Below are 24,336 nucleotides of genomic sequence, written 5' to 3' on the forward strand. Positions count from 1 at the left end.
TCAGAATGGCGAGTCCGGGAAATAGTATTCCTTGGCGTTGGCCTGGGTGATCAGCGGCGCGTCGAGCTTGACGGTGCCACGGACGGGTGCCTGGCCGATCAGGTTGGCGACCGTCATGTAGATGGCAGTTTTGATCATCGACGGCGGGTACGGAGTCTCGACCGGCGTCATCGCGTCGCCGTCGATCACCTTCTTGACGATGTCCTTCATGCCGTTGCCACCGAGCGCCAGCTTGATGTCGGTCCGGCCCGATTGCTTCACGGCCTCGAGCACGCCAAGCAGCATGTCGTCGTCATTGGCCCAGACCGCATCGATATGCGGGTACTTGGCCAGGTAGTCCTGCATCAGCTTGAAGGCTTCGTCGCTGTTCCAATGCGCGTACTGGATGTCGAGGACTTTCAGGTTCGTGCCCTTGATCGTGTCTTGAAAGCCCTTGATGCGCTCGTCGTCGATGACGGTCGGAATGCCGCGCAGCACAACCACGTCGCCCTTGCCGCCGAGCTTGTCGATCATGAACTTGGCGGTGTTGGTGCCGACCGCGATATTGTCACCGGCGAGGTAAAGATCCTGGATCGACGCGTCGGTCAGACCGCGATCGACGACGGTGATGAACGTGCCCATGTCCTTGATCGCCTTGACCGGCTGGGTCAGTTCTTCCGAGCTGTAAGGCAGGATCACCAAAGCATCCGGCTTGCGGCTGGCAGACAGGTCCTCAAGCGCGCTGACCTGCTCCGCCGCCGACGGTGACGTCTTCACGACGACTTCGACGTTCGGGAATGCGGCATTGATTTCCTTGGCCGCGGCCTGCGCGTGATAGACGATGCCGGCGGTCCAGCCGTGATCGGCCGCCGGTATCGACACGGCGATGACTTTCTTGTCCTGCGCCATGGCCTGGCCGGCCAGCAGCAGCGAGCCAAGTGCCGCCGCCGCAATCCATTTTCTACTGAACATTGTCTTCTCCCATTGGACCTACAAGAACGTTAATCCGCGTGGTCCGGACGCGGCGCTATTTCGAATTCGAAAACCGCTGGATGAGCATGGCGATGATGATGATGACGCCCTGAACAGCGGCAACGAGGTATTCGGAGACGAAGTCCGACAGCACCATGAGGTTGGCGATGAGTTCCAGGATGACGGCGCCGGCGACCGTCCCCCACACATGGCCCTTGCCGCCGCGCAGCGCGGTGCCGCCAATCACCACGGCTGTGATGACCTGCAATTCCCAAAGCTGCCCGGTGGTCGGCGTCGCGGCGCCCAGGCGCGGCACGTAGCAAATCGCGGCGATGGCCACGCAGACACCCTGGACGATGTAGGCGACGGTCCGCGTCTTGATCACCGAGATGCCGGAATAGCGGGCGACATCCTCATTGGCGCCGACCGCCGCACATTTGCGCCCATATTTCATCTTGTAGAGGATGAAGGATGCGACCGCGGCGACGGCGACGGATATCAGGATGGGGATCGGGATCCCGCCGACCGTGCCGAAATAGACCGGCCGGTAGGCGTCGCGCAGCGACCGGTCGATCGGTATCGTGCCGCCGTCTGTCAGATAGGTTATCAGCGCCCGGAAAATCCCCATCGTGCCCAGCGTGGCGATGAACGGTTCGATCTTGCCAACCGTGACGATGAGCCCGTTGGCAAGCCCGCACAGCAGGCCGACCAGGATCGCCACCACCATGCCCGCGGGAATTGCCCAGATGCCGGCATGCGGCGCCACCGCGTTCATGAACATGATGGTGATGCCGGTGATGAAGGCGGCCATCGAGCCGACAGAAAGATCAAGCCCCCGGACGAGATCACAAAAGTCGCGCCGACCGCGATAATGGCGATGAAGGCGCTGCGGGTGATGACGTTGGCGAGGTTGGTGGCGGACAGGAAATCGGGGTTGATGAGATAACCGACCACCAGCAGAGCCGCCAGCGCAAGGAGGGGCCCGATGTCGGTCCAACCGATGTTGAGATCGAGGGGACGACCCCTGGATGCAGATTCGGTCATGACAGCCATTCAGTGCCTCCCTTGGCTTTCGGCCTTGGCTTGGGGCCACTGGTCGCCAGTACCGCCACATTGCTTTCGGTCATTTCGGCGCCGGAAACCTCGCCGGTGATGCGGCCTTCCCGCATCACCAGGATGCGGTCGCAAATGCCGATCAGTTCCTGCATCTCCGAAGAGATGACGATGCAGGCCTTTCCCTTGGCCACCAGGCCCTGGATGAAGGCGTAGATCTGCGCCTTGTTGGCGATGTCGATGCCGCGTGTCGGCTCGTCGATGATGACCACGGACGGGTCGGTCAGCAGCACTTTGGCCAGCAGAAGCTTCTGCTGGTTTCCGCCTGAAAGCTGAACTGCCTTGGCACTGAAGCTCTTCGGCCTGATGTCATAGGTGTCGACGGCCTGTTCCAGGGCCTCCGCTTCGCGGCGCCGACCCATCGAGAGGCCGGGGTGGAACAGGCCGAGCGCTGAGAGCGTAAGGTTGGGCGCCAGGCGCTCCTGAAGTAGCAGTCCCTTGCCCTTACGATCCTCGGTCAGGTAGCCGACACCGGCGTCGATCGCGGCGCGTTGCGACTGGAAATGGACCGGCTTGCTCTTGAGTTCGACGGTGGCGGTCGCCGGGCGCAGGCCGACAATGCCCTCGAAGAGTTCGGTGCGGCCCGCCCCGACCATGCCGGCAAACCCAAGGATCTCGCCCTTGTGGACCGTGAACGACACACCCTCGGCATAGCCGGGAACGGAGGCGTTGCTGACACTCAGCATCGGCACATCCGAGGGCGCCACGGTTTTTTCGGGATAGAGTGCCGCCAGTTCGCGGCCGACCATCAACCGCGCCATGTCCATCTGGCTTAGCGTCTTGCCGGGATAGGTGCCGACCATCTTGCCGTCGCGCAGAACGGTCACCTTGTCGGCGACCCGCTGCACCTCGTCCAGCCGATGGCTGATATAGAGCACGGCGGTGCCATGGACCTTCAGTTGCAGGACGATCTCCAGAAGCCGTTCAACCTCGCCGCCGGTCAGCACGGCGGTCGGCTCGTCGAAGATCACCACCTTGTGGTCGTCAAGCAGGGCGCGGGCGATCTGCACCATCTGCCGGTCGGCCAGCGAGACGTCGCGCACCAGTGCGGTCGGCGAGACGGCGCAACCGATCTGCGCCAGTTTCTCGGCAGCCAGCCGCCGCATGGTGCGGTCATCCACGACATGGCCACGTGAAAGCTCACGCCCCAGAAACAGATTGTCGGTTACGGTGAGCCCCTCGGCGAGCAGTATCTCCTGATGGACCAAGGCGATGCCGGCATCCTGCGCCTGGGCAGGCTTGGCGAACTTCACCGGCCGCCCGGCCATCGACAGTGTGCCGCGCGTCGGTTCGACATAGCCGGACAGCAGCCGCATCAGTGTCGACTTGCCGGCGCCGTTCTCGCCGATAATGGCGTGGACCTCACCGGGCAGGACCTCGATCGTGACATCCGACAACACCGTCACCGGGCCATACTGCTTGGACAAGCCCTGGGCGCGCAGCACCGGTTCGAGCGAACCCGGCGCATCGCTGGACAACGTGCTTCCGCCCTCCCCGGCGATATTCGCGGCAATGGACATGGGTTTCGACCTCAATCGAATGCCGGCAGCAGGCGATCGCGCGAGTGCTCTATGTGGATGCGCATCGCCTTTTCGGCGGCATCGGGATCGGCCGCGCCGAACGCGGCGAGGATCGCCTCGTGTTCGTCGAGCGCCTCCTCGGTCACGCGGGCATGGTACATCAGGCGGAAGATATGGAAGTGCGTATGCTGGTGGCTCAACGTCTCGCGGATAAGTTCGTTTTGGGAGAACTCCATGATCTTGTCGTGGAAGATCGCGTCCTGCCTGGCGAAGTTCGAATAGCGTACGCGGTCGTCCTTGCCTTCGCGGCGCGACATCACGCCGGCGGCTTCGAGCAACAGATTGAGCTTGGCCTCGTCCATGGCTGCGGCGGCCTTTGCCGCGCCATGCGGTTCGAGCAGCAGACGCATCTCGTACAATTCGTCGAAACGGCGCCGGGTGATCTGGGGCGCGGCACGATAACCGATCAGATGCGTCTTGAGCACCAGGCCTTCGCCTTCGAGTCGGCCCAACGCCTCGCGGATCGGCGTGTGCGATACGTTGAATTCCTTGACCAGGCTGTCGACTGTAATGCGTGAGCCTGGCGCGATCTTCAACGCCATCAACTGCGCGAAGATGGCTTCATAGACATCCTCGACAAGGCTGTTGGCGCGCTGGATGCGACCAGCGCCAAGGGTGACATCACTCGTATCGGGTAAGTTTGCGGTCTGCATCTTTTGCCTCTTGACAGTGAGGACTGCTAACACGATGGTTCCGTCGATGCAATCCTATATCCTATACGATTTTAAAGCGGATACGTTTTAGAGCAAAAGATACCCTTCGTTTCCAGTTCAGCCGCCGTCAAAGGACCCGAACATCATGACCCTCTTCGCCGCCCTGCGGTTGCCGCGTGAAATCCTTTTCGGGAAGGGGCAGCGTCACGTGCTGCCGACGGTGGCCGACCGATTCGGTCGGCGCGCTCTGGTTTGCACCGATGAGCGTTTCGCCGGCACCGCGGTGTTCGCGGAGATCATCAAGTCCCTTCAGTCAGCCTCGATCGAGGTGCTGGTGCATGACCGCGTCCTGCCCGACGTGCCGCGTGACACGGTCGGCATCTGCGTCGAGGAAGCGAAGGGGTTCAAGCCGGACATGGTAATCGGCATCGGCGGTGGCAGCTGTCTTGATTTCGCCAAATGCGCCACCTTGCTGCTCAGCCATGGCGGCAAGCTCCAGGACTATTACGGGGAGTTCAAGGTGCCGGGCCCGACGCTGCCGCTGATCGCCGTGCCCACCACGGCCGGCACCGGTTCCGAGGTGACGCCGGTCGCGGTTATTTCCGATCCAGACCGGACGCTTAAAGTCGGCATATCGAGCCCTTACCTCATCGCCGCTGTCGCTGTCTGCGATCCCGAACTGACGATGACCTGTCCGCCCGGCTTGACCGCGATCGCCGGCGCCGACGCCTTGACGCATGCCATCGAGGCTTTCACCGCCATGCGGCGCGGAGAAGACCCGAACCTGCCGCAACAACACGTCTTCATTGGAAAGACTGCGCTCACCGACCATTTTGCGTTGCTGGCGATAAAGCTGCTTGGTCGGAGCCTGGAGAAAGCCTGCACCGACGGCACCGACGCCGATGCGCGTGCCGATGTCATGATGGGCGCGCTGGCAGCGGGCTGCGCCTTTGGGACGGCCGGAACGGCCGCGGCGCATGCCGTGCAATATCCGGCCGGCGCCCTTACCCACACGGCCCATGGTTTGGGCGTGGCGACAATGATGCCTTACGTCATGACCTATAACAGTCGCGTGGCCGCCGCCGAAATGGGCGAGATCGGTATGGCACTTGGCCTTGCGACCAAGGGGCAAAGCGCCAACGAGATGGCAGCCGCCACCATCGAAGAGATCAGGCGGCTGTTCGCGGCGATCGGCATCACGCCAACGCTGGCGGATCTCGGCCTCCCCGCCGACAAGCTTGACTGGACCGCCGAGCAAGCGCTCGGCATCGACCGCCTCATCAAGAACAACCCGCGCCCCTTCGATCTCGCCACCATGCGACGCCTTGTCCAGGCAGCCCATGACGGCGACCTCGCCGCATGCGTTATGTGAAAAACGGAACAAAGCGATGAATTTGAACGCTCAGCAACTCGACCAGGACGGCTATGACGTGCGCGGCTTTTCACACGGGCTCTATATCGACGGCATCTGGCGACCGTCCTCGGATGGCCGGCTCATCGATGTCGTCGATCCCTCCTCAGGGTCGGTGATCGCCGCGGTTCCCGATGCGACGCTCGAGGACGCCATCGCTGCCGTCGAGGCCGCGGCCAAGGCGGCCAAAGGATGGCGGGAGACGGCGCCGCGCAAACGCTCGGAAATCCTTCGGCGCTGTTTTGAGCTGATGGTCGAACGGTCCGAAACGCTCGCCATGCTGATCTCGCTGGAGAATGGCAAGGCGCTGCGCGACGCGCGTGGCGAGGTGGCTTATGCGGCTGAGTTCTTCCGCTGGAATGCCGAAGAGGCGGTCCGGATCACCGGAGAATTCGGCACAGCGCCATCCGGCACCAACAGGATCGTGGTCGACTATGAGCCAATCGGCATTTGCGTGCTGATCACGCCTTGGAACTTTCCCGCCGCGATGGCGACCCGGAAAATCGCGCCGGCGTTGGCGGCGGGCTGTACGGTCATCCTGAAACCGGCCAGCGAAACGCCGCTGACTGCCTTCGCGCTGGCGGCGCTCTACAGCGACGCCGGCGTGCCGGCCGGCGTCGTCAATGTGATCACCACGACCAATCCCGGCCCGTTGACCTCGGCCATGCTGGCCGATCCGCGTGTCAGGAAGCTCTCCTTCACCGGCTCAACTGGAGTCGGCCGAACCTTGCTCGGCGAGGCCGCCAGGCATGTAATCTCCTGTTCGATGGAGCTCGGCGGCAATGCGCCGTTCGTCGTCTTCGACGATGCCGATCTCGATGCCGCGCTCGATGGCGCCATGATCGCCAAGATGCGCAATGCCGGCGAAGCGTGCACCGCCGCCAACCGCCTCTATGTGCAGTCAGGCATCCACGATGCCTTCGCTGAAGGGCTCAGCAAGCGTATGGCGGCGCTCAAGGTGGGAGCCGGCACGAATGCCGACACAGAGTGCGGACCGATGATCACCAAAAAGGCTGTCGACAAGATCGACCGCCTCGTCAAAGACGCGGTGTCGCGGGGAGCCAAGGTACTTTGCGGCGGCTCGACTTCTGACAGCGAAGGCTTTTTCTATCCGCCGACGGTGCTTTCGGAGGTATCGCCCCAAGCCGACATGGCGCATGAGGAGATCTTCGGGCCGGTGGCGCCCATCACCAGGTTCGAAACCGAGGAGGAGGCCATCGAATATGCCAATGACACGGAATATGGCCTTGCCGCCTATATCTATACGCGCGACGTGGGGCGGGGCATGCGTGTGGCATCGGGAATCGAGGCCGGTATGATAGGCCTCAACCGGGGACTCATGTCTGATCCAGCGGCGCCCTTCGGCGGCGTCAAGCAAAGCGGCCTTGGCCGCGAAGGCGGCCAGCATCACGGCATCGCCGAGTTCATGGAGGCGAAATATATCGCCGTCACCTTCTGATCGGGCACCCATGTCGAAAGACCCCTTCCGCACCCGCGACCATGTTGCCGACTTCGATGACATCGTGGCCGATATCGTGGCGCGCAGTGCCACGACCCGGGCAACGCTGCCCATGGTTGCTGATATTCCCTACGGTCAAGGCAAAGCCGAGAGGCTCGACCTGTTCTTTCCGCAGGGAAGACGTAGCGGCCTTCCAGTGCACATCTTTGTCCATGGCGGCTACTGGCGCATGTTTTCAAGAAGCGACTATTCCTATATCGCGGACACCATCACCAGAGCCGGCGCGATTGCGGTCATCGTCGATTATGCACTGATGCCTGAAGTCAGGATGGCGGAGATCATCGAGCAGGTCCGGCGCGCCAAACAATGGGTGGTGGACAACATCGCCGGCCATGGCGGCGATCCCGGCCGGCTGAGCGTCAGTGGCCATTCGGCCGGCGCGCACCTTGCCACATTCCTGTTCGAGCAGACACCAGCACCGTCACGCATCCAGGCCGCGCTGCTGCTGGGTGGGCTCTACGACCTGAAGCCGCTGCAGGGATCCTTCCTTGAGCCGCTGATCGGCATCACCGACGAGGAGGCTGACGCCTTCACCCCGATGACGCGGCGGCATGAACCTGAGACGACAGTGACCATTCTCGTCGGGGAGCAGGAAACGCCACCTTTTCACCACCAGGCCGCCGAGTTCTCGGCGAGACTGCGTGCGCGGGGGCTCGCGGTCAGCGAGGTGTCTCTGAGCGATCGGAACCATATGGATAGCGTGCGCGATTTAGGTATCGCCGGTACCCAAGCAGGCGATTGCTTGGCGGGAGTCATCGAAAGCACCCGCATTTGACGCGAGGCAAAAAATACCGTCACGAGCCTCACTGGCTCTGACGGTATTTGGAAAAATTCGAGTGGGCAATATGCGCAAGGTCCGTCAGGCGGACCGTCAAAGCCAATCTCTGCGCACCGATTGTCCCTGGGCGGATTTATTTTTGTCTCCAGTACGTTACGCCGCAGACCGGCGTGTTTTCGGCGGCGTTTGGATGGGTCTGAATCACTCCCACTCGATTGTTCAAACATCTTATAAATCATTGAAATCATTCTCAAATATTTCTCGGCGTAGCGCAAATTCCGACATCGAGACCGTCAAAATGTTACACTTTTGATTTTAAAGGGAAAATCGCCGTAAGAAGTATCTTGAGGTTTCGCCGACTATTGGGACCAATCGGCCGATTTTTGCACCTCGCGACGTTCGATGGCGCGCTCAGGCCGTCTCAAAAAGTACCGTTACCGCCCCAGCCAAGGCATTAGCCAGAGGCCATAGCGATCGACAAGCGACCGGTGTTGCACATACCCTGCCGCAAGCGGTGTGTTGTCAGCGCGGGCCCACTCGATTCCTGCCGAATTTCCGGCTAGCTTGGGTGATAGATGGCTGAGTTCTGGTGGGTGAATCATAGTCAGACCGCTCGTCAAGAGATTGACGGGCAGCACCTTTGGTCCTCCAAGACCGAGAGCAATGGCGCCCGAAATGGTTTCTACAACAATAAGCGCGGTGCGAAGCCCGACGACCTTGTCCTTTATGCCGATCAAGCAATTTGGTATATTGGCAGGATAGCGGAATTCGCCCTCACCGCTCTGAAACCAATGGAGTTCGGAGAGACAGGAGTTAATTGGAATCAAGGGGGATGGCTTCCGCCGATCTTTTGGACACCGCTTTGCCCTTCGATCCATCCCAAAGCAATAATAGGGAGTCTCGGCCCGCTCCTGCAGAGGCGATATTCGCCATTCCATCCAGTTTCGGGCTCAGGTAATCAGAAAGCTTATCTGACAGGCATTCCACAGGATACCTTCGAATTGGTGATAGCTGGCGCCACTTTCAGCCACGAGGCGTTGGCACGCGGCGGCTCGGATTGCCCGACCTTTGGAGTGATTAATAAGCTTTGGACGACATCGTCGAACGTCGTATAGCGGACGACGATCAGCCTGAAGGCACGATCAAGAAGTGCGTCATCCTTGGACCCCTTGGGTAATACAAATTGAAAATTGCGCCATCATGTTTCAAAACAGGTCGGTAGACCGATGATGGTTTCGAAGCCTGCGGGTCGCTCACGGTCCTCAATGCGAGAATTCTAAGAGACGTTCAACAATGACACAGCACGTACAAAACGCTCGAATTCTCATGTACAGCCACGACACGTTCGGGCTCGGCCACTTGCAGCGCTGCCGGACGATCGCGCATTCGCTGGTCGAGGATTTTCGCGGACTTCAGGTGCTTATCATCTCGGGTGCGCCTATTGCTGGCGCCTTTGACTACCGCGCCCGTGTCGACTTCGTGAAGATCCCCAGCGTCATCAAGTTGCGCAACGGCGAATACACCTCGCTGGAAAAGGATATCGATCTGCATGAGACGCTAAGGATGCGCCAGTCGATCATCCGCCACACAGCCGAGACCTTCAGGCCGGATATCTTCATCGTCGACAAGGAGCCGCTCGGCCTGCGCGGTGAGATCGAGGACACGCTGTCCTACCTCAAGACGCGGGGCACCACGCTCGTGCTTGGCCTGCGCGAGGTGATGGACGCGCCGCATCTGCTCGAAGCAGAGTGGGCACGCAGGGATGTGATGCGCAAGATAGGCCTGTTCTACGACAAGGTCTGGGCCTATGGTCCGCCGGATTTCTACGATCCGTTGACCGGCCTGGATGTGCCGCCGGCTGTCAGGGCAAAGATGAAGTTTGTCGGTTTCCTGCAACGGAGCCTGCAGAAGAACGAGTTGCCCGGCCACCGGCCCGAGGGCGACTATATCCTCGTTACCACCGGTGGCGGTGGTGACGGCGCCGAACTGATCCACGACGTCATCGATGCCTATCAGCAGGATCCGCAGTTGCAGCATAGGGCGCTGATCGTGCTTGGGCCTTACATGCCAGCGCGCAAGCGCAACAAACTGCTCAAGAAGGGGTCCAAGATTCCCTATATCAAGATCATCGAGTTCGACAACCGCATGGAAGAGCTGATTGCCGGCGCCAAGGCGGTTGTGGCGATGGGCGGTTACAACACCTATTGCGAGATACTGTCTTTCGACAAGCCGGCGCTGATCGTGCCGCGCGTCGAACCCCGCGAGGAACAACTGATCCGCGCACGGCGCGCAGCCGAGCTCGGCCTCATCGAGATGCTTTTGCCGGAAGAAGCCAAGGATTCCCAGCGGTTTGCCGATGCACTGGTGGCGCTGCCGGACCGGCCCCGCCCATCACAGAGCAATCCGCACCTGACGCTGGAAGGGCTGCCTCATATTTCCGAAATCGTCGCGGAACTGCTCGACCGGCGGGCCGGCCATCACCTTTCGGTCATTGAGGGAATGAACTGAGTTGCAACGTCGCAAGATCGTCGTGGTTCTGAAGGGCTATCCGCGGCTGTCGGAAACCTTCATCGCGCAGGAACTGCTCGGTCTGGAGCGTGCGGGGTTCGATCTGATACTCTTCGCGCTCAGGCGGCCGACCGACGCAAAACGCCACCCCGTGCATGACGAGATCAAAGCGCCCGTCCATTATCTGCCGGAATATCTGCATGAAGAGCCGCTGCGCGTGGTTCGCTCGCTGTTTGCTTGTCTGCCGCGGCCGGGCTTCTGGCGCGCGCTCGGATCGCTGGCGGCCGATATCCCCCGCGACTTTACGCGCAATCGCGTGCGCCGCTTCGGGCAAGCGCTCGTGCTGGCGGCCGAATGGCCGGAAGATGCGGGCTGGCTGCATGCACATTTCGCGCACACGCCGGCATCGGTGACGCGCTATGCCAGCCAGCTTCGTGGCCTGCCCTGGAGCTGCTCGGCCCATGCCAAGGACATCTGGACTTCGGCGGACTGGGATCTGGCTGGCAAGCTTGCCTCGGCGCGCTGGACGGTCACTTGCACGAAAACCGGCTTCGACCGTCTGAAAAAACTCGCTAACGGCAACTCGTCTGTGCATCTGAGCTATCATGGGCTCGACCTTGATCGCTTCGGCATTTCCGGCGAGGCACGAAAACAGCATGACGGCTCGGCGCCGGACGAACCGGTCATCGTTCTGAGTGTCGGGCGCGCCGTTGCAAAGAAAGGTTACGATACCTTGCTGGAGGCCCTTGCCCTCTTGCCAGGTGATTTGGCGTGGCGTTTCGAGCATATTGGCGGCGGCGAGGAACTGGAACGGCTCAAGGCGCTGGCGCAAAAGCTCGGACTGGATGGTCGCGTCTCTTGGAAAGGCGCTCTCGCGCAGGAGGAGGTGCTCGAGCACTACCGCCGTGCCGACATCTTCGCCCTGGCCTGCAGGATCACCGCAAATGGCGACCGGGACGGTCTTCCGAATGTTCTGGTGGAGGCGGCCAGCCAGCGGCTTGCCTGCGTGTCGACCGATATTTCCGGCGTGCCGGAGCTTTTATCGCCGGATGAAACCGGGCTGCTGGTTCCGACGGAAAACCCAATCGCCCTGGCACGGGCGCTGGAGCGCCTGATCCGTGATCCCCTGCTGCGTGCCCGCCTCGGCGACGCCGCAGAGGCGCGCGTGCGCGGCAATTTCGATCATATGGCAAGCATTGGACAGCTCAAGGAGCTGTTCGAACGGGAGTGGCGGGCCGCCGAATGAAGCGGCTGCGCGCTTTCTTCTATGTCCAGCACCTGCTCGGCATCGGCCATCTCGCGCGCTCCAGCCGCGTCGCGGCAGCTCTGGTCGATGACGGGTTTGACGTAACCGTCGTCACTGGCGGAGCGCCGGTCGCGGGGTTTCCGGGATTGGGGGCAATATCCGTAACCCTGCCACCTGTCACCTCCAGTGATGAAGGATTTTCCGGACTTGTCGACCTGCAGGGCAAGCCCATCGACGATGATTTCAAGAAACGGCGTTCAGAGATGCTGCTGCAGGCATTCCGGGATCGCAGGCCTGATATCGTCATTGTCGAGGCGTTTCCATTTGGACGCCGGCAGATGCGTTTCGAACTCTTGCCGCTGATCGAGGCCATCGACGCGGCGTCGCCCAGACCGCTGCTGGTGACGTCCGTCCGTGATATCCTTCAGGAGCGCGTCAAGCCGGGCCGAAACGAGGAAACGGTCGATCTCGTCAACAGGCATTTTGACCTTGTCATGGTCCATGGCGATCCGGCTTTCGCAACCATCGACAAGACATTTCCACTGGCGGGAGCGATCAGGGCCGAGGTTGCGTACACAGGGCTCGTTGCCGCGCCACCAGCGCCTGCGGCCTCCGAGCGTTTCGACGTTGTGGTGTCGGTTGGCGGCGGGGCCGCCGGAAAGAACCTTGTCCGGTCCACCGTCGCAGCAGCGCGGAATGCCGACAACGCCTGGAAATGGTGTCTGATCACCGGCCCAAACCTGCCGAAGGACGAGTTTGACGCGATTTCAGGCGATGCCACGCCGGGCCTGTCCATCTTCCGGTTTCGCGAGGATTTCGCCAGCTTGCTGGCCGGCGCCCGCCTGTCGGTCTCGCAGGCGGGTTACAACACGGTCTGCGATGTCCTGCGCGCGCGCTGTCGCTCGCTGCTCGTTCCCTTTGCAGCCGGCGGGGAAACGGAACAGACGGTTCGCGCCCTGATGCTCGAAGAGCTCGGTCTTGCAACGGTGCGGATGGAAAAGGACCTGACGCCTGAAGGTCTGGCGCAAGCGATCGAACAGGCGCTTGCGGGACCGACGCCAGCCGCGCATCGTCTCGATCTGGAAGGCGCCCGTCACTCGGCGCAAATCCTGCGCGAGCGCCATCGAACCTGGTCCTCGAAATCCTAAAGCGCGTCGCGTTTGAACGGATTCAGGCGACGCGCTTTAGGTCTTTGTCTTTATGCATGTCGATCTCCCAAAACCGGGGCCACTTTTGGGCGACATGCATTAGCGCAGGTCGCATCTCGGTTGGATTCGCGCAACGCGCTTCAGACAGTTCCAATCAGCATGAAGCGCGTATATTTTTTTGTCGGCAGTTCGCCGGAGAACCTGATCTCCCGTAGCGCCGCCATCGCTTCGAAGGCTGCAAGCGAAGCCACGCAGTTGATGTGCGTCGGCTCGCTGAAGTAATCGTTCGATTGCAGTAGCACATTCGTGCCCCGCGGAAGCAGGGCAAGCCAGGCACCCAGGTCGGCTATGTGTTCGCAGCTCGTATTGACCACTAGGTCGGGCCGCCCGGCCGCATAGTCGAGTGCGTACATATCTTCCGTCAGCGCCCGGAAGCGGTCGCCTGCTTCCCGGTTGAGGGTCCGGGCGACCGGCCCGACTTCAGGATCGATGTCGATGCTGTCGATCGCCGCGATGTCGAAACGGGCGTCGTTGAAAAGCATTGCCGGCAATACGCCGTACCATCCGCCCAGAACCCATATGCGCCCGAACCGGCCGCCGTTGCTTTCGAACAGCTTGTCGAGCGCCCACATCTTGCAGGCGACCTGCTTGTGGTTGAAGGCGTTGGCGATATCGGCCTGCGGATGCTTGGCGATGACGCGCGCCAGCCCGGCCACGAGAGGGTGGTTGACATAGGCAGCAATTCCCCGCGTGAGGTCCAGGGCTTGCTCGTGCCCGTCCATGCCGGCATTGCGTGGTTGCGTGACATCCATCATATTCGTCTTGTATGGTGGGATTTCGGGCGACACAACGCAATCTTGCCCCAGCAAGGCTGTTGATCCACGGACATGAATATGCTGCTAGCCGCTTCTCCATTGCCCGGTGCCGGAGAGTGCCGGTTGCATCTGTCCGGACCGTCGGCGTCCTCCATGCACTGCAGCTTCGAGCTTGTCGCCGGCGACGAAGAAATCGCCGATACACCATTCGCCAGCAGGTGCCTCTCCATCCTGCATCCTTCCAGCTGAAGGGTCCACAGTCGCATATGGAACCCAGCCTAGCCCACTATATCTGGAAGCACACTAGGAAGCAGCAGATCTGGATATTGATGATCGTCCTGCTTTCGATGATCCCGTATTTCATGTCCTTCGACCTGCCGAAGCTGATCGTCAACGGCCCGATCCAGGGCAAGGGGTTCGAGCAACCCGGCGCGACCCTGCCCTTCATGAGGCTGCACTATAACCTGCCGTTCATTGGCGAGGTCCAGTTCTTCTCCGGCTTTCAGCTCGACCGCACGGCGACGCTGCTTGCCCTGAGCCTCGTGTTCCTGCTGCTGGTCGTCATCAACGGCCTGTTCAAACTCTACATCAACACCTACAAGGGCCGCCTCGGCGAACGCATGCTGCGGCGTATCCGCTTCGATCTGATCGATCGTGTGCTGCGTTTTCCGCCGATTTACTTCAAGCGGGTGAAATCCGCCGAAGTGGCGACCATGGTGAAGGACGAGGTGGAGCCGCTGGGCGGCTTCATCGGCGATGCATTTCTGCAGCCGGTGCTGCTCGGCGGCCAGGCGCTGACAGCCATGCTGTTCATCATGGTCCAGAACGTCTGGCTTGGAATGATAGCGGTCGTGATCGTGGTGATCCAGATCGTGCTCATCCCGCGAATGCGGCGGCGGCTGCTCGTGCTCGGGCGCCAACGGCAATTGACGGCGCGCGCGCTTTCGGGCCGGGTTGGCGAAATCGTCGACGGCATCGGCGCGGTTCACGTCCACGACACGTCAAACTACGAGCGCGCCGACATAGCTGCCCGGCTCGGGCTCATCTTCAAGATCCGCTTCGATCTTTACCAATGGAAATTCATGGTAAAGTTCCTCAACAATTTTCTCGCGCAGCTCACACCCTTTCTGTTCTACATGATCGGCGGGTATCTGGTCATCGGGGGCCGGCTGGACGTCGGCCAGCTCGTGGCCGTGATCGGCGCCTACAAGGACCTGCCCGGACCGATGAAGGAACTGATCGACTGGGATCAGGATCGGCAGGATGTCCAGGTCAAATATCAGCAGGTCGTTGAACAGTTCACCGTCGAGGATATCATTGCGCCGGGGATCGGAGCACTAACGATCGACGATCCCGGTCCGATGACAAACCCGCTGTCGGCGGTCGGTCTGTCCATCGCAGACGATGGTGGTGCAATGCTCCTCAACCGTATCTCCATGCAGGTCAAGCCGGCTGAGACGGTGGCGCTGGTCAGCACCCCAACAGGTGGAGCGGAGGCGCTAGCAGAAGCCTTCGCGCGGCTGAACTGGCCGGAAAGCGGAAAGGTCGCTTCGGGCGCCGATGACCTGCTTGAACTCCCCGAAGCAGTGACCGGCCGGCGCATGTCCTACGCCTCGTCGGATGTTTTCCTGTTCCACGCAAGCCTGCGCGATAACCTGCTCTACGGGTTGAAGCATGCACCGCTGACATCGGTGACTTATGACGGCGCCGCGGCAGACCAGCAGCGCTGGAACATCGACGAGGCGCGCCGGTCGGGCAATCCGGATTTCGATATCCACAGCGACTGGATCGACTATGCTTCCGCCGGTGCTACCGGCCCGCACGACCTCTTTGAAGCGGTGCGCCGGGTGCTCGACGCGGTTCTTCTGTCGCGCGACATTCTGGATCTTGGCTTGCGCTCTTCGGCCGACCTCACACGTCACACGAAGCTTGCCGGGCGGATCGTCGAACTGCGTGCGGCGCTGCGAACCAGGCTGGAACAGGAAGGGCTGCGCGAACTGGTGGTTCCTTTCGAGCCGGGCGCTTACAACACGGAAGCGACGATCGGTCAGAACCTGCTTTTCGGTGCTGCCGCCGGCCCCGAACTGGCCGACAAGGCTCTGGCGGCCAATCCCTATTTTGCTTCCGTGCTGAAGCAAGCCGGCCTTGACCGCACGCTCTACGAAATGGGCATGGAGATCGCCGAACAGGCGATCGAGCTGTTTGCCGACCTGCCGCCCGATCACCAGTTCTTCCAGCAGCTCGCCTTCATGAGCGCCGAGGAGATCCCCGCCTACGAGACCTTACTGCAGCGGCTCAAGAACCGTCCCTACGAGGCGGTTTCGGAGGCCGACCGCGCCATGATCATCACCTTGAGCTTTGCCTATATCGAGCCCCGGCACCGCTTCGGCCTGCTGACCGACGAGTTGATGAGCAAGATCGTCGCCGCACGCAACCAGTTCTATGAAAACCTGCCGCCCGAGCTGCAAAACGCGATCGAACGGTATGATCCTGCCAAATACATCGCCGCGGCCACCGTCATGGACAATGTCCTGTTCGGGCGTGTTGGCAACAACCATCCCGACGCGCCGGACCGGATACGCTCCATCGTCTATGAAATTCTTGACGAACTGGGGCTTTATGCCGAGCTTCTGGATGTCGGCCTGGACTTCAACGTCGGCGCCGGCGGCAGGCGGCTGACCGGTGGACAGCGACAAAAGCTCGATGTTGCCCGGGCCCTGCTCAAGCGTCCCGATTTTCTCATTCTCAACCGGCCGCTGTCGGCGCTCGACCAGCGCATTCAGGACAAGGTGCTGCGAAACGTGCTCGAGGAAGCCAGACGCGACGGCCATTCGCCGGCGATTGTGTGGGTCGTGACGAGTCCGGCAATGGCGATGATGTTCGATCGCGTTATCGTCTTTGACTCGGGTCAACTGGTGGAAGACGGTACACACGAGACACTTTTGGCAGAGAACGGTATCTTCAAGGAACTTCTGTCATAGTCTGGCAGACGCGAATTTAGGAAGGTTTGCGACAATGCTGCTCAAGGATGAAGTTGGAATGCTGCAACGCGTTCCCTTGTTCTCTGGCATCGAGCCGGCAAAGCTCAAGCTGCTTGCGTTCACATCCGATCGCGTGAACTACAGCGCCGGCCAGATTCTTTTCCGGCAGGGCGACGAGGCAGACGCCGCCTATGTCATCCTTTCGGGCAGGGCGGATATTTTGGTCGATTCCGACAGCGGGCAGATAAAAGTTGCCGAACTGCTGCCAAATTCGATCGTTGGCGAGATCGCCATATTGTGCAACAGCTCCCGCACTGCCACCGTCAGAGCGGCAAGTGATCTGGAGGTCTTGAGAATCCGCAAGGATCATTTCCTAAGGCTTATGAAGGAGTTCCCGGAAATGACCATCGAGATATTGCGGGTTCTTGCCGATCGGCTAAGCCATACGACCGCGGATCTGATCGACGCACGAACCGCCTAGAGCTACGATGGGCGAAAAGTAGTATGGACGACGATTTTTTCCTGGTCAGATTTTGGGGCGTGCGCGGCAGCATCGCGGTATCCGGGCCAGAATTCGCTCGCTATGGCGGCAACACAATCTGCATCGAGATGCGATGCGGCAAGCATACGCTTCTGTTCGACGCGGGCTCTGGCCTACGGCCTGCCGGCAGGGCGCTTCAGGCGTCGGATGTGACCGATTTCGACCTGCTTTTCACCCATTGTCATTACGATCACATCATCGGGCTGCCGGCTTTTGCGCCGATCTTTGACCCAAGCGTCAAGTTTACGCTTTGGTCCGGGCATCTTGCAGGACGCATGACGACCCGGCAGATGATCGATGAGTTCATACGGCCGCCCTGGTTTCCGGTGAAAATGGACGTCTGCAAGGCCAAGCTCGACTGCCGCGATTTCGTGTCCGGAGACGTGCTTCGGCCGCGCGAAGGCGTGGTGGTTCGGACCGGCAGTCTCACCCATCCGGGTGGTTGCATAGGCTACCGGGTCGAATGGGGCGGCCGCGTCGTGGCGGTGATCACGGACACCGAGCACGAGCCGGACAAACTCGATCAGTCGGTGCTCGGCCTGATCGAAGATGCCGACCTCGTCATCTACGATTGCACCTACACCGAGAAGGAAATGGAACGGCGCCGCGGTAACGGCCACTCGACATGGCAACAGGGCGTCAAGCTTTGTGAGGCGGCCGGTGCGCGGGGGCTCGCGCTGTTTCACCACGATCCGACACGCACCGACGAGCAACTGGACGAGATGGAGAAACTGGCCAAGGACAGGTTTGCCGGCGCTTTTGCCGCGTGGGATGGCCAGACGCTCAAATTTCCGGTCTCATTGCACAAAAAGCGCTGAGCTATTTTTCCATTCCCCAGGGAAAGCGCTACGTGCTTCCTGGAATTGCTCTAGCGGCGCTGCGCACGATCAATGAATGTCCTGATCGGAAGCCATGCGCAGGCTTCAATCTGTGCGGTGACTGTGAACAGCCGTTCGAGGAAAAGCCAGGCCGATTCATCATGTACGAGATGGTGGGTGAGCAGGCCGACCGGCTCGCCCCCGTCGAATGCGTGCTGCAAATGCGCGATGATAGCCTGAACCAACAGGCCATGATCGCGGCAACCGCGCGTGCCGTGCCAATCCATGATGTCGACATTGCTGTTGATGACCGCCAGGGACGCCGGCTTCGGCGGCCCATAGACCGACAATGCCGCAAATCCTATCGATCCAAGGTCGGATACCAAGCCGGCGTCGATCCTGTTCCAGGGTGGCACCAGCATAGGAACGGCACGTGCGCCATGCAGGCCGGTTACGTGCGACAGCCCGCGAGCCAGATCATCGAGCACGGCCTCGCGTGGCCGATGCGCGCCGAGCTCCTGCTTTTTCTGGTCCTCGGGCGCATGATTTCGGTGCGCCCAGCCATGGATGGCGACCGTGGCATGCGGCGCCTCGTCAAGCCGTGCGACAAGCTTCCCGTCGGTACGGGCCGGAATGACGGCCAGAGTGACCGGCACCGCGAATTCACCGGTGAGGTCGAGCAGCCGATCAAGCGCAGGCGTCGGATCCACGGCGTCATCGTCACGCAGCCAGAACTCTGCCTTGCGGCCCGCCCGTTGGCGGCGCGCCAGTTCTTCCACCAAGGGCTGCCAGATGAGATCGGATGTCATGAGACTCGAATCTTCGCAAAAAGTGCGGCCAGACGCGCCGCTGCGCCACCGAGGGAACGTTCGTCGAGGACGAAACGTCTGGCTTCCACGGCCATTATGGTTCTTTCGTCGTTACGGGCCAGAAGCCTTTCAATGGCGGAAGCAAACGCCGCCACATCGCCCGGCGGGGTGAGAAACCCGGTCTGGCCATCGCGCACGACCTCCGGCACGCCGGCGATGTCCTGAGCCACCACCGGAAGGCCGGCGGCCTGTGCTTCAAGATAGGCAACGCCATAGGCCTCGCCGTAACCCGGCCAGACGTAAATTCCGCCGGTGTAGAGGACGTCCGGCACGGCGGCTGGCTCAATCGCGCCGAGCCATTCGATACGGTCGGCGGGCAAGCCGGCGAATTGCGCCTTGACCTCGTCATGGGCAGGCCCGTCGCCGACGACCGACATGGTCCAGGGCAGATGGCAGATCGAACCGAGCGCTTGCGCCAGCATGCGATAGCTTTCGACTTTGTCGCCCGGGCGCATCATGGCGACGGTAACGAGGCGCGTCGGACAACCTCGTGCCGGCATTTCCTTGAATGCCGATGTGTCGATGAAGGGCGAAAGCATACCGAAAGCTGCGTCGGGAGCAGCGTCCGTCAGTCCCTGGCGATCCCTTTGCGTGAAGCAGATGTTCAGCGCTGCCTGTTCGATGGCTCGCACCACCAACGCTTGGCTATCGGCCCACAAACCGACGTTGCGCCGCCTCGAATAGGAGGCTTCCGCTGTCACATAGGGGACACCAAAGGCCGACGCCAGCTCGGGCCCGATCAGGTCGGGCGCCTTGTAATAGGGATGATAGGAGAACCAGAGATCGGGCTTGCCGTCACGATGCCAAAGCTCTGTCAGCCGCGCGGCTTCCTCTTGGGCCTCGATCTTGAGCGCATCGAAACTTTTCGGCTCCGGTTGGCGTAGATAGAAGCGCAATTCAGATGCCAGTTCGACGCTATGCCCGCCATGCTCCAGCGCTCTGACCAGCATCCGCGCCATCTGGCGATCGCCGGAGACAACGGGATGATTGGGTGACTTTAGCGGCGCATAGAAGGCAATTCGCATTGCCGGACCCTATCATCGGAAAGCCTGCGCAAGTCAATTTCCAAGCGTGATCGACTTCACCTTCAAGCCGTGGAATGTGCTATCTGATGGTCATGGAAACAGCTGCCGCGCCCGACCCGTTTGTCGCTTCTTTGCCGGTCTTCGCAAAGTTCGAAAGCGTTGCCGACATCGATAACTATCGGCCCCTCCCCGATGGCTGGGCGCTGGCCACCGCCGACATCGTCGGCTCGACCAAGGCGATCGAGGCAGGGCGCTATAAAACCGTCAACATGGCCGGCGCCAGCGTTATTTCGGCGCTGCTCAACGCGCTGGGTCGGCAAGATTTTCCCTTTGTCTTCGGCGGCGACGGCGCGCTCGTGGCGTTTCCCGGCTCGGCGCTGGAGATCGCCCGCAACGCGCTGGCGGCTGTCCAGAGATGGGTGGCGGACGAACTGGACCTGACCTTGCGTGCCGCGATCGTGCCGATAAAGGACATAAGGGCGCATGGCCTCGACGTTCGCGTGGCGAGGTTCCAAGCCTCCGAAGCGGCCTTCTATGCCATGTTCGCCGGCGGTGGCGGCAGTTGGGCGGAAGCTGAGATGAAAGCGGGGCGCTACCGCATCGATCCTGCGCCGGCCGGCGCGCGGCCGGATCTGACCGGCCTTTCCTGCCGCTGGAACCCTATCGAAGCCCGGCATGGCGAAATCGTCTCGGTCATAGCCATAGCGGGGGCGTCGCGCGACTTGCGCGGCTTTCAATCTCTGGCTTCCGATATCATCGCCCTTGCCGGCAGGCAGGAGCGCGATGGCCACCCGGTGCCGGTGAACGGGCCGGACTACAGTTTTCTGCCGGCCGGCCTCGATGTCGAGGCTCGGGCCATGGCCCCGCCAGGATGGCGGTGGCGGTCGAAGCTGTGGATCGTGTTCCTGATGACGCTTACGGCTGTCACCGATAGATTTGGCTGGACGATCGGCGGCTTCGATCCGAAGATCTACAAACGCGACGTGGCCAGCAATTCGGATTTCCGGAAGTTCGACGACGGCTTGAAGATGACTATCGACGTCGACGCGGATGTGCTGCACCGGATCGAGGACCGGCTGAAGCAGGCGGAAGAGGCGGGCATCTGCAAGTATGGCCTCCACCGCCAGAAGTCGGCCTTGATGACATGCCTCGTCATCTCGCCGCTACAGCGCGATCACGTTCATTTCATCGATGGCGCCGCCGGCGGCTATGCGATGGCTGCCGCAAGCCTGAAGGCGAAGGCGCCGGTCTGATGACGGCTTGCGGAAATCGATTTTCCGCAATATGCCCTCGCCCATGGTTGTTGGCACCCGGTGAGCCTCGCCATGGGAGCGGATAGCCTGTCCGAATTGACGGGAAAGCAGATTTTTGGACGCCTCACGATCGACATATGACCGTCTTCTGAACCGGATTTCGACGCGCGCCGCGCAAGTCGGCGTGATCGGACTGGGCTATGTCGGGTTGCCGCTGTCGGTTGCGATCGCACGCGCCGGCTTTCCGGTTTCCGGCTTCGACATCGAAGCGCGGAAGGTCGAGAGCCTGAACAACGGCCAATCCTACATTGAGGCAGTGACGTCGACAGCCCTTGCCGGCCATGTGGCGAGCGGGCGGTTCCGCGCCACTGCGGATTTTGCCGAACTGGCCGTCTGCGATGTCATCATCATCTGCGTTCCGACACCGCTGACGAAACATCGCGAGCCGGACCTCTCCTTTGTCAGGAACACGGCAAGCACGATCGCCAAGCATCTGCGCCTTGGCCAGCTGATCGTGCTGGAATCGACCACCTATCCCGGCACCACCGACGACGTGATCAAGCCGATACTGGAAGAAACCGGCTTGCAGTCGAAGATAGACTTCTTCCTCGGCTTCTCGCCCGAACGCGAGGATCCCGGCAACCGCAGCTTTGAGGTCTCGACGATCCCCAAGGTCGTGGCAGGCGACGGCATTGAAGCGGCGACGCTCGTGAAGGCTTTCTACCAAAGCGTGGTCAAGACCGTCGTTCCGGTTTCCAGCACGGCGACCGCCGAGGCGGTCAAGCTGACCGAGAACATCTTCCGCTCGGTCAACATAGCCCTCGTCAACGAGTTGAAGGTCGTGCTCGGTGCGATGGGCATCGACATCTGGGAGGTGATCGAGGCGGCAAAGAGCAAGCCCTTCGGCTACATGCCTTTCTATCCCGGCCCCGGACTTGGGGGGCACTGCGTTCCGATCGATCCCTTCTACCTGACGTGGAAGGCGCGCGAGTACGAACTGCCGACCCGCTTCATCGAGCTGGCGGCAGAGATCAACACGGCCATGCCGCGTCATGTGGTCGATGAACTGGCGAAGGCGCTGGACCGGCGCTGCGGCAAGGCGCTCAGCCGCTCGCGCATTCTCATCATCGGGCTCGCCTATAAGAAGAACGTGCCCGACATCCGCGAAAGCCCCTCATTGCGGCTCATCGAACTCATCGAGGAGTGGGGCGGCAAGGCGGAATTCCACGATCCGCATGTTACAGAGATCCCGACCACACGCGAGCATATGGCGATCAAGGGGCGTCGCTCGGTCGAATTGACCGAGGCGGCCTTGAAGGATTTCGATGCTGTCGTCGTGGCAACCGACCACGACGCGATCGACTATCAGGCGATCGCTGATCACGCGCCGCTGATCGTCGACACACGCAATGTTTTTGGCCGCCTCGGGCTGGCCCGAGAGACGGTGGTGAAGGCCTGACGGTGACTGAGACGGCGAATTCTTTGCCCGATGTCAGGATCGGGATTGCACTCCGCCGGCAGCCTCGCCACATGATGCTGCAGGTGATAGATGCAGTTTACGCCTGCTCCTTGCCTGCAAGGACAGTCATTCGGGAAATTCTTCGCCGGCTTTTGCCGCCGAAGCCGGTTTCATTGACTTCGATTGTGTGGCGGATCAAAGGAGATGGCTCGTCTTCGACGGGTTTCGAGATAGATAGTATGAGCACAGTGCAAGCAGAAATTTCCACCATTCTTATGGATAAGGTTGCCGATTGGCTGACGCAATCGGCGCTGGCGGGCAACGACCTGGAAACATTGGTAAAGGGCTTTTGTGAACGGCTGGCTGCCGCCGGCCTGCCACTGAAGCGGGTGCATTTGAGCTTTTCGATGCTTCATCCGCTTTATGACGCGCTTGGCTTCACCTGGCTTCGCGGCCAGGGCATGGAAATGGAAGGCTTCCGCAAGGAGGGCGGCGTGCAGTCCGATAGATTCCTGACCAGCCCATACTACCATCTGCTCAGCAACAAGCTCGACCATCTGCGGCGCCGGTTCAACACGTCGGTGCCGTCGGAGTTTCCTGTTTTCGATGAACTCAAGCTTATGGGCGTCACCGACTACATGGCTTTCGTCCATCCCTTCAACGGCAACACCAGTCAGGGCATGTTGGGGTCCTGGTCCACCGACAGTGCTGCAGGCTTCAGCGACAGCATGATTTCGGCGCTGCTGCGCATCCAGAACCATCTCGCTATCGCAACCAAGATGGCGGTACTCACCAAGCTCGCCGACAACATGATGACCACTTATCTCGGCGGCGACGCCGGCAAGCGCGTGCTCGACGGCCAGATCAAGCGCGGCGAGGGTGATACGATCCGGGCCGCACTGGTCATGGGCGATATGCGCGGGTCGTCAAGACTTGCCGAAACCTCCGGCCGCGAAGTCTATATCGATACGCTGAACCAGTTTTTCGATGCCATTGCCGCACCTTTCAATCGCAAAGGCGGGCAGATCATGAGTTTCCTGGGTGATGGCTTCATTGCCGTCTACCCCTGCGAAAGGCACCGCTCGCAGTCCGAGATCGCCTGCCAGGCTGCTCTTGCGGCAGCGCACAAGGCCAGCGCGCGCATGATGGATCTCAATCAGCGCAGAAAGAAGCAGGGATTGGGCGACATAAAATTTGGTATCGGCCTGCATGTCGGCAATGTGATGTTCGGCAATGTCGGGCTTACCGACCGGCTCACATTCTCTGTCTTCGGCTCGGCTGTAAACGAGGTCCAGCGCCTCCAGACCCTGACCAAGAAATATCCGCACAGCGTTCTCGCCAGCAAAGACTTCGCCGGCTATTGCGGCGCCAACAGCTGGCTGACGCTCGGCGAGGAGGAACTGGTGGGCATCAAGCAGAAGCTGACGGTGCTTTCACCCGATCTGTCGGGTGCTCTCGCACTCGAGGAAGACGGTGCGCTGCAGCCGATCTACGACCGAAGATCGGACGCCGAGCAGCTCATGCTGCTTCATCGCGATGCCTCGCGGCTGTCGGCGGGCGACCCGAGGAAGCTCCAGTAACCGCCACGATTATCCGAACGCCTTGGTAAGTCCGGTCGGCGGTTCCGCCGGGGAATTCGTTTAGAATCCAAGTTGCTCTGGGCTGGCA

The 24,336-nt window shown here is 61.1% G+C and carries 19 protein-coding genes and 1 pseudogene; 13 read left to right on the plus strand and 7 right to left on the minus strand.

The window, feature by feature from the left end:
* The 4 genes and pseudogenes from HB777_21880 to HB777_21895 all read right to left on the minus strand — a co-directional run bounded on the left by HB777_21880 (position 1) and on the right by HB777_21895 (position 4,297).
* Positions 1-951: an ABC transporter substrate-binding protein gene (locus HB777_21880; GenBank protein QND66303.1), complete on the minus strand. Its 951-nt coding sequence runs from the start codon at positions 949-951 to the stop codon at positions 1-3.
* Between the two features lie 55 nt (positions 952-1,006).
* Positions 1,007-2,004: pseudogene (locus HB777_21885) on the minus strand (ABC transporter permease).
* Entirely contained in the window at positions 1,992-3,584 is a 1,593-nt protein-coding gene (locus tag HB777_21890) for a sugar ABC transporter ATP-binding protein (protein QND66304.1), read from the minus strand. The pseudogene HB777_21885 and the gene HB777_21890 overlap by 13 nt, the downstream one beginning before the upstream one ends.
* 11 nt (positions 3,585-3,595) lie before the next feature.
* Positions 3,596-4,297, minus strand: coding sequence for a GntR family transcriptional regulator (locus HB777_21895; GenBank protein ID QND66305.1), 702 nt, complete (start codon positions 4,295-4,297; stop codon positions 3,596-3,598).
* 145 nt (positions 4,298-4,442) lie between these two features.
* On the opposite strand from HB777_21895, the gene HB777_21900 reads away from it, so the two are divergent.
* The 7 genes from HB777_21900 (at position 4,443) to HB777_21930 (ending at position 12,907) form a co-directional block, all read left to right on the plus strand.
* Positions 4,443-5,669 (plus strand): iron-containing alcohol dehydrogenase, encoded by a 1,227-nt coding sequence (locus tag HB777_21900; GenBank protein ID QND66306.1) that lies wholly within the window; start codon positions 4,443-4,445, stop codon positions 5,667-5,669.
* Between the two features lie 16 nt (positions 5,670-5,685).
* Positions 5,686-7,167: an NAD-dependent succinate-semialdehyde dehydrogenase gene (locus HB777_21905; protein ID QND66307.1), complete on the plus strand. Its 1,482-nt coding sequence runs from the start codon at positions 5,686-5,688 to the stop codon at positions 7,165-7,167.
* Between the two features lie 10 nt (positions 7,168-7,177).
* On the plus strand, positions 7,178-8,002 hold the full coding sequence (locus HB777_21910) for an alpha/beta hydrolase (GenBank protein QND68863.1): 825 nt from the start codon (positions 7,178-7,180) through the stop codon (positions 8,000-8,002).
* Between the two features lie 578 nt (positions 8,003-8,580).
* Positions 8,581-9,120 (plus strand): hypothetical protein, encoded by a 540-nt coding sequence (locus HB777_21915; GenBank protein QND66308.1) that lies wholly within the window; start codon positions 8,581-8,583, stop codon positions 9,118-9,120.
* Between the two features lie 178 nt (positions 9,121-9,298).
* Complete coding sequence (locus HB777_21920) at positions 9,299-10,513, plus strand: hypothetical protein (protein QND66309.1); 1,215 nt, start codon at positions 9,299-9,301, stop codon at positions 10,511-10,513.
* A 1-nt stretch (position 10,514) separates the two neighbouring features.
* Positions 10,515-11,759 carry a glycosyltransferase family 4 protein gene (locus HB777_21925; GenBank protein ID QND66310.1) on the plus strand — a complete coding sequence of 415 codons (1,245 nt, stop codon included), beginning with the start codon at positions 10,515-10,517 and terminating at the stop codon, positions 11,757-11,759.
* Positions 11,756-12,907, plus strand: a complete 1,152-nt coding sequence (locus HB777_21930; GenBank protein ID QND66311.1) for a glycosyl transferase — start codon at positions 11,756-11,758, stop codon at positions 12,905-12,907. The genes HB777_21925 and HB777_21930 overlap by 4 nt, the downstream gene beginning before the upstream one ends.
* A 140-nt stretch (positions 12,908-13,047) precedes the next feature.
* Here the strand turns inward: HB777_21930 and HB777_21935 are convergent, their stop codons facing one another.
* Entirely contained in the window at positions 13,048-13,719 is a 672-nt protein-coding gene (locus HB777_21935; protein ID QND68864.1) for a class I SAM-dependent methyltransferase, read from the minus strand.
* A 269-nt stretch (positions 13,720-13,988) separates the two neighbouring features.
* Between HB777_21935 and HB777_21940 the strand changes: the two genes are divergently transcribed.
* Genes HB777_21940 through HB777_21950 form a run of 3 tightly spaced genes read left to right on the plus strand, consistent with a single transcriptional unit; the run spans position 13,989 to position 18,062 of the window.
* Complete coding sequence (locus HB777_21940; protein ID QND66312.1) at positions 13,989-16,703, plus strand: ABC transporter ATP-binding protein; 2,715 nt, start codon at positions 13,989-13,991, stop codon at positions 16,701-16,703.
* Positions 16,704-16,737: 34 nt separating this feature from the next.
* A complete protein-coding gene (locus HB777_21945; protein QND66313.1) occupies positions 16,738-17,184 on the plus strand; it encodes a cyclic nucleotide-binding domain-containing protein in 447 nt (148 codons plus the stop codon).
* 23 nt (positions 17,185-17,207) lie between these two features.
* Positions 17,208-18,062, plus strand: a complete 855-nt coding sequence (locus HB777_21950; protein ID QND66314.1) for an MBL fold metallo-hydrolase — start codon at positions 17,208-17,210, stop codon at positions 18,060-18,062.
* 50 nt (positions 18,063-18,112) lie between these two features.
* Here HB777_21950 and HB777_21955 read toward each other — a convergent pair whose 3' ends face one another.
* Positions 18,113-18,871 carry a polysaccharide deacetylase gene (locus HB777_21955; GenBank protein ID QND66315.1) on the minus strand — a complete coding sequence of 253 codons (759 nt, stop codon included), beginning with the start codon at positions 18,869-18,871 and terminating at the stop codon, positions 18,113-18,115.
* A complete protein-coding gene (locus tag HB777_21960) occupies positions 18,868-19,956 on the minus strand; it encodes a glycosyltransferase family 4 protein (protein QND66316.1) in 1,089 nt (362 codons plus the stop codon). Before HB777_21960 ends, HB777_21955 begins: the two co-directional genes overlap by 4 nt.
* Before the next feature lie 74 nt (positions 19,957-20,030).
* Here HB777_21960 and HB777_21965 point away from each other — a divergent pair, with 74 nt between their 5' ends.
* From HB777_21965 to HB777_21975, 3 genes are all read left to right on the plus strand, one after another.
* Positions 20,031-21,209, plus strand: coding sequence for a DUF3095 domain-containing protein (locus tag HB777_21965; protein ID QND66317.1), 1,179 nt, complete (start codon positions 20,031-20,033; stop codon positions 21,207-21,209).
* A 115-nt stretch (positions 21,210-21,324) separates the two neighbouring features.
* A complete protein-coding gene (locus tag HB777_21970; GenBank protein QND66318.1) occupies positions 21,325-22,668 on the plus strand; it encodes a nucleotide sugar dehydrogenase in 1,344 nt (447 codons plus the stop codon).
* A 239-nt stretch (positions 22,669-22,907) separates the two neighbouring features.
* Positions 22,908-24,248 (plus strand): adenylate/guanylate cyclase domain-containing protein, encoded by a 1,341-nt coding sequence (locus HB777_21975; GenBank protein ID QND66319.1) that lies wholly within the window; start codon positions 22,908-22,910, stop codon positions 24,246-24,248.
* The last annotated feature ends 88 nt before the right edge of the window (positions 24,249-24,336 follow it).

It is taken from the genome of Mesorhizobium loti (assembly GCA_014189435.1).
In the GTDB taxonomy this organism is placed as follows: Bacteria; Pseudomonadota; Alphaproteobacteria; order Rhizobiales; family Rhizobiaceae; genus Mesorhizobium; species Mesorhizobium loti_G.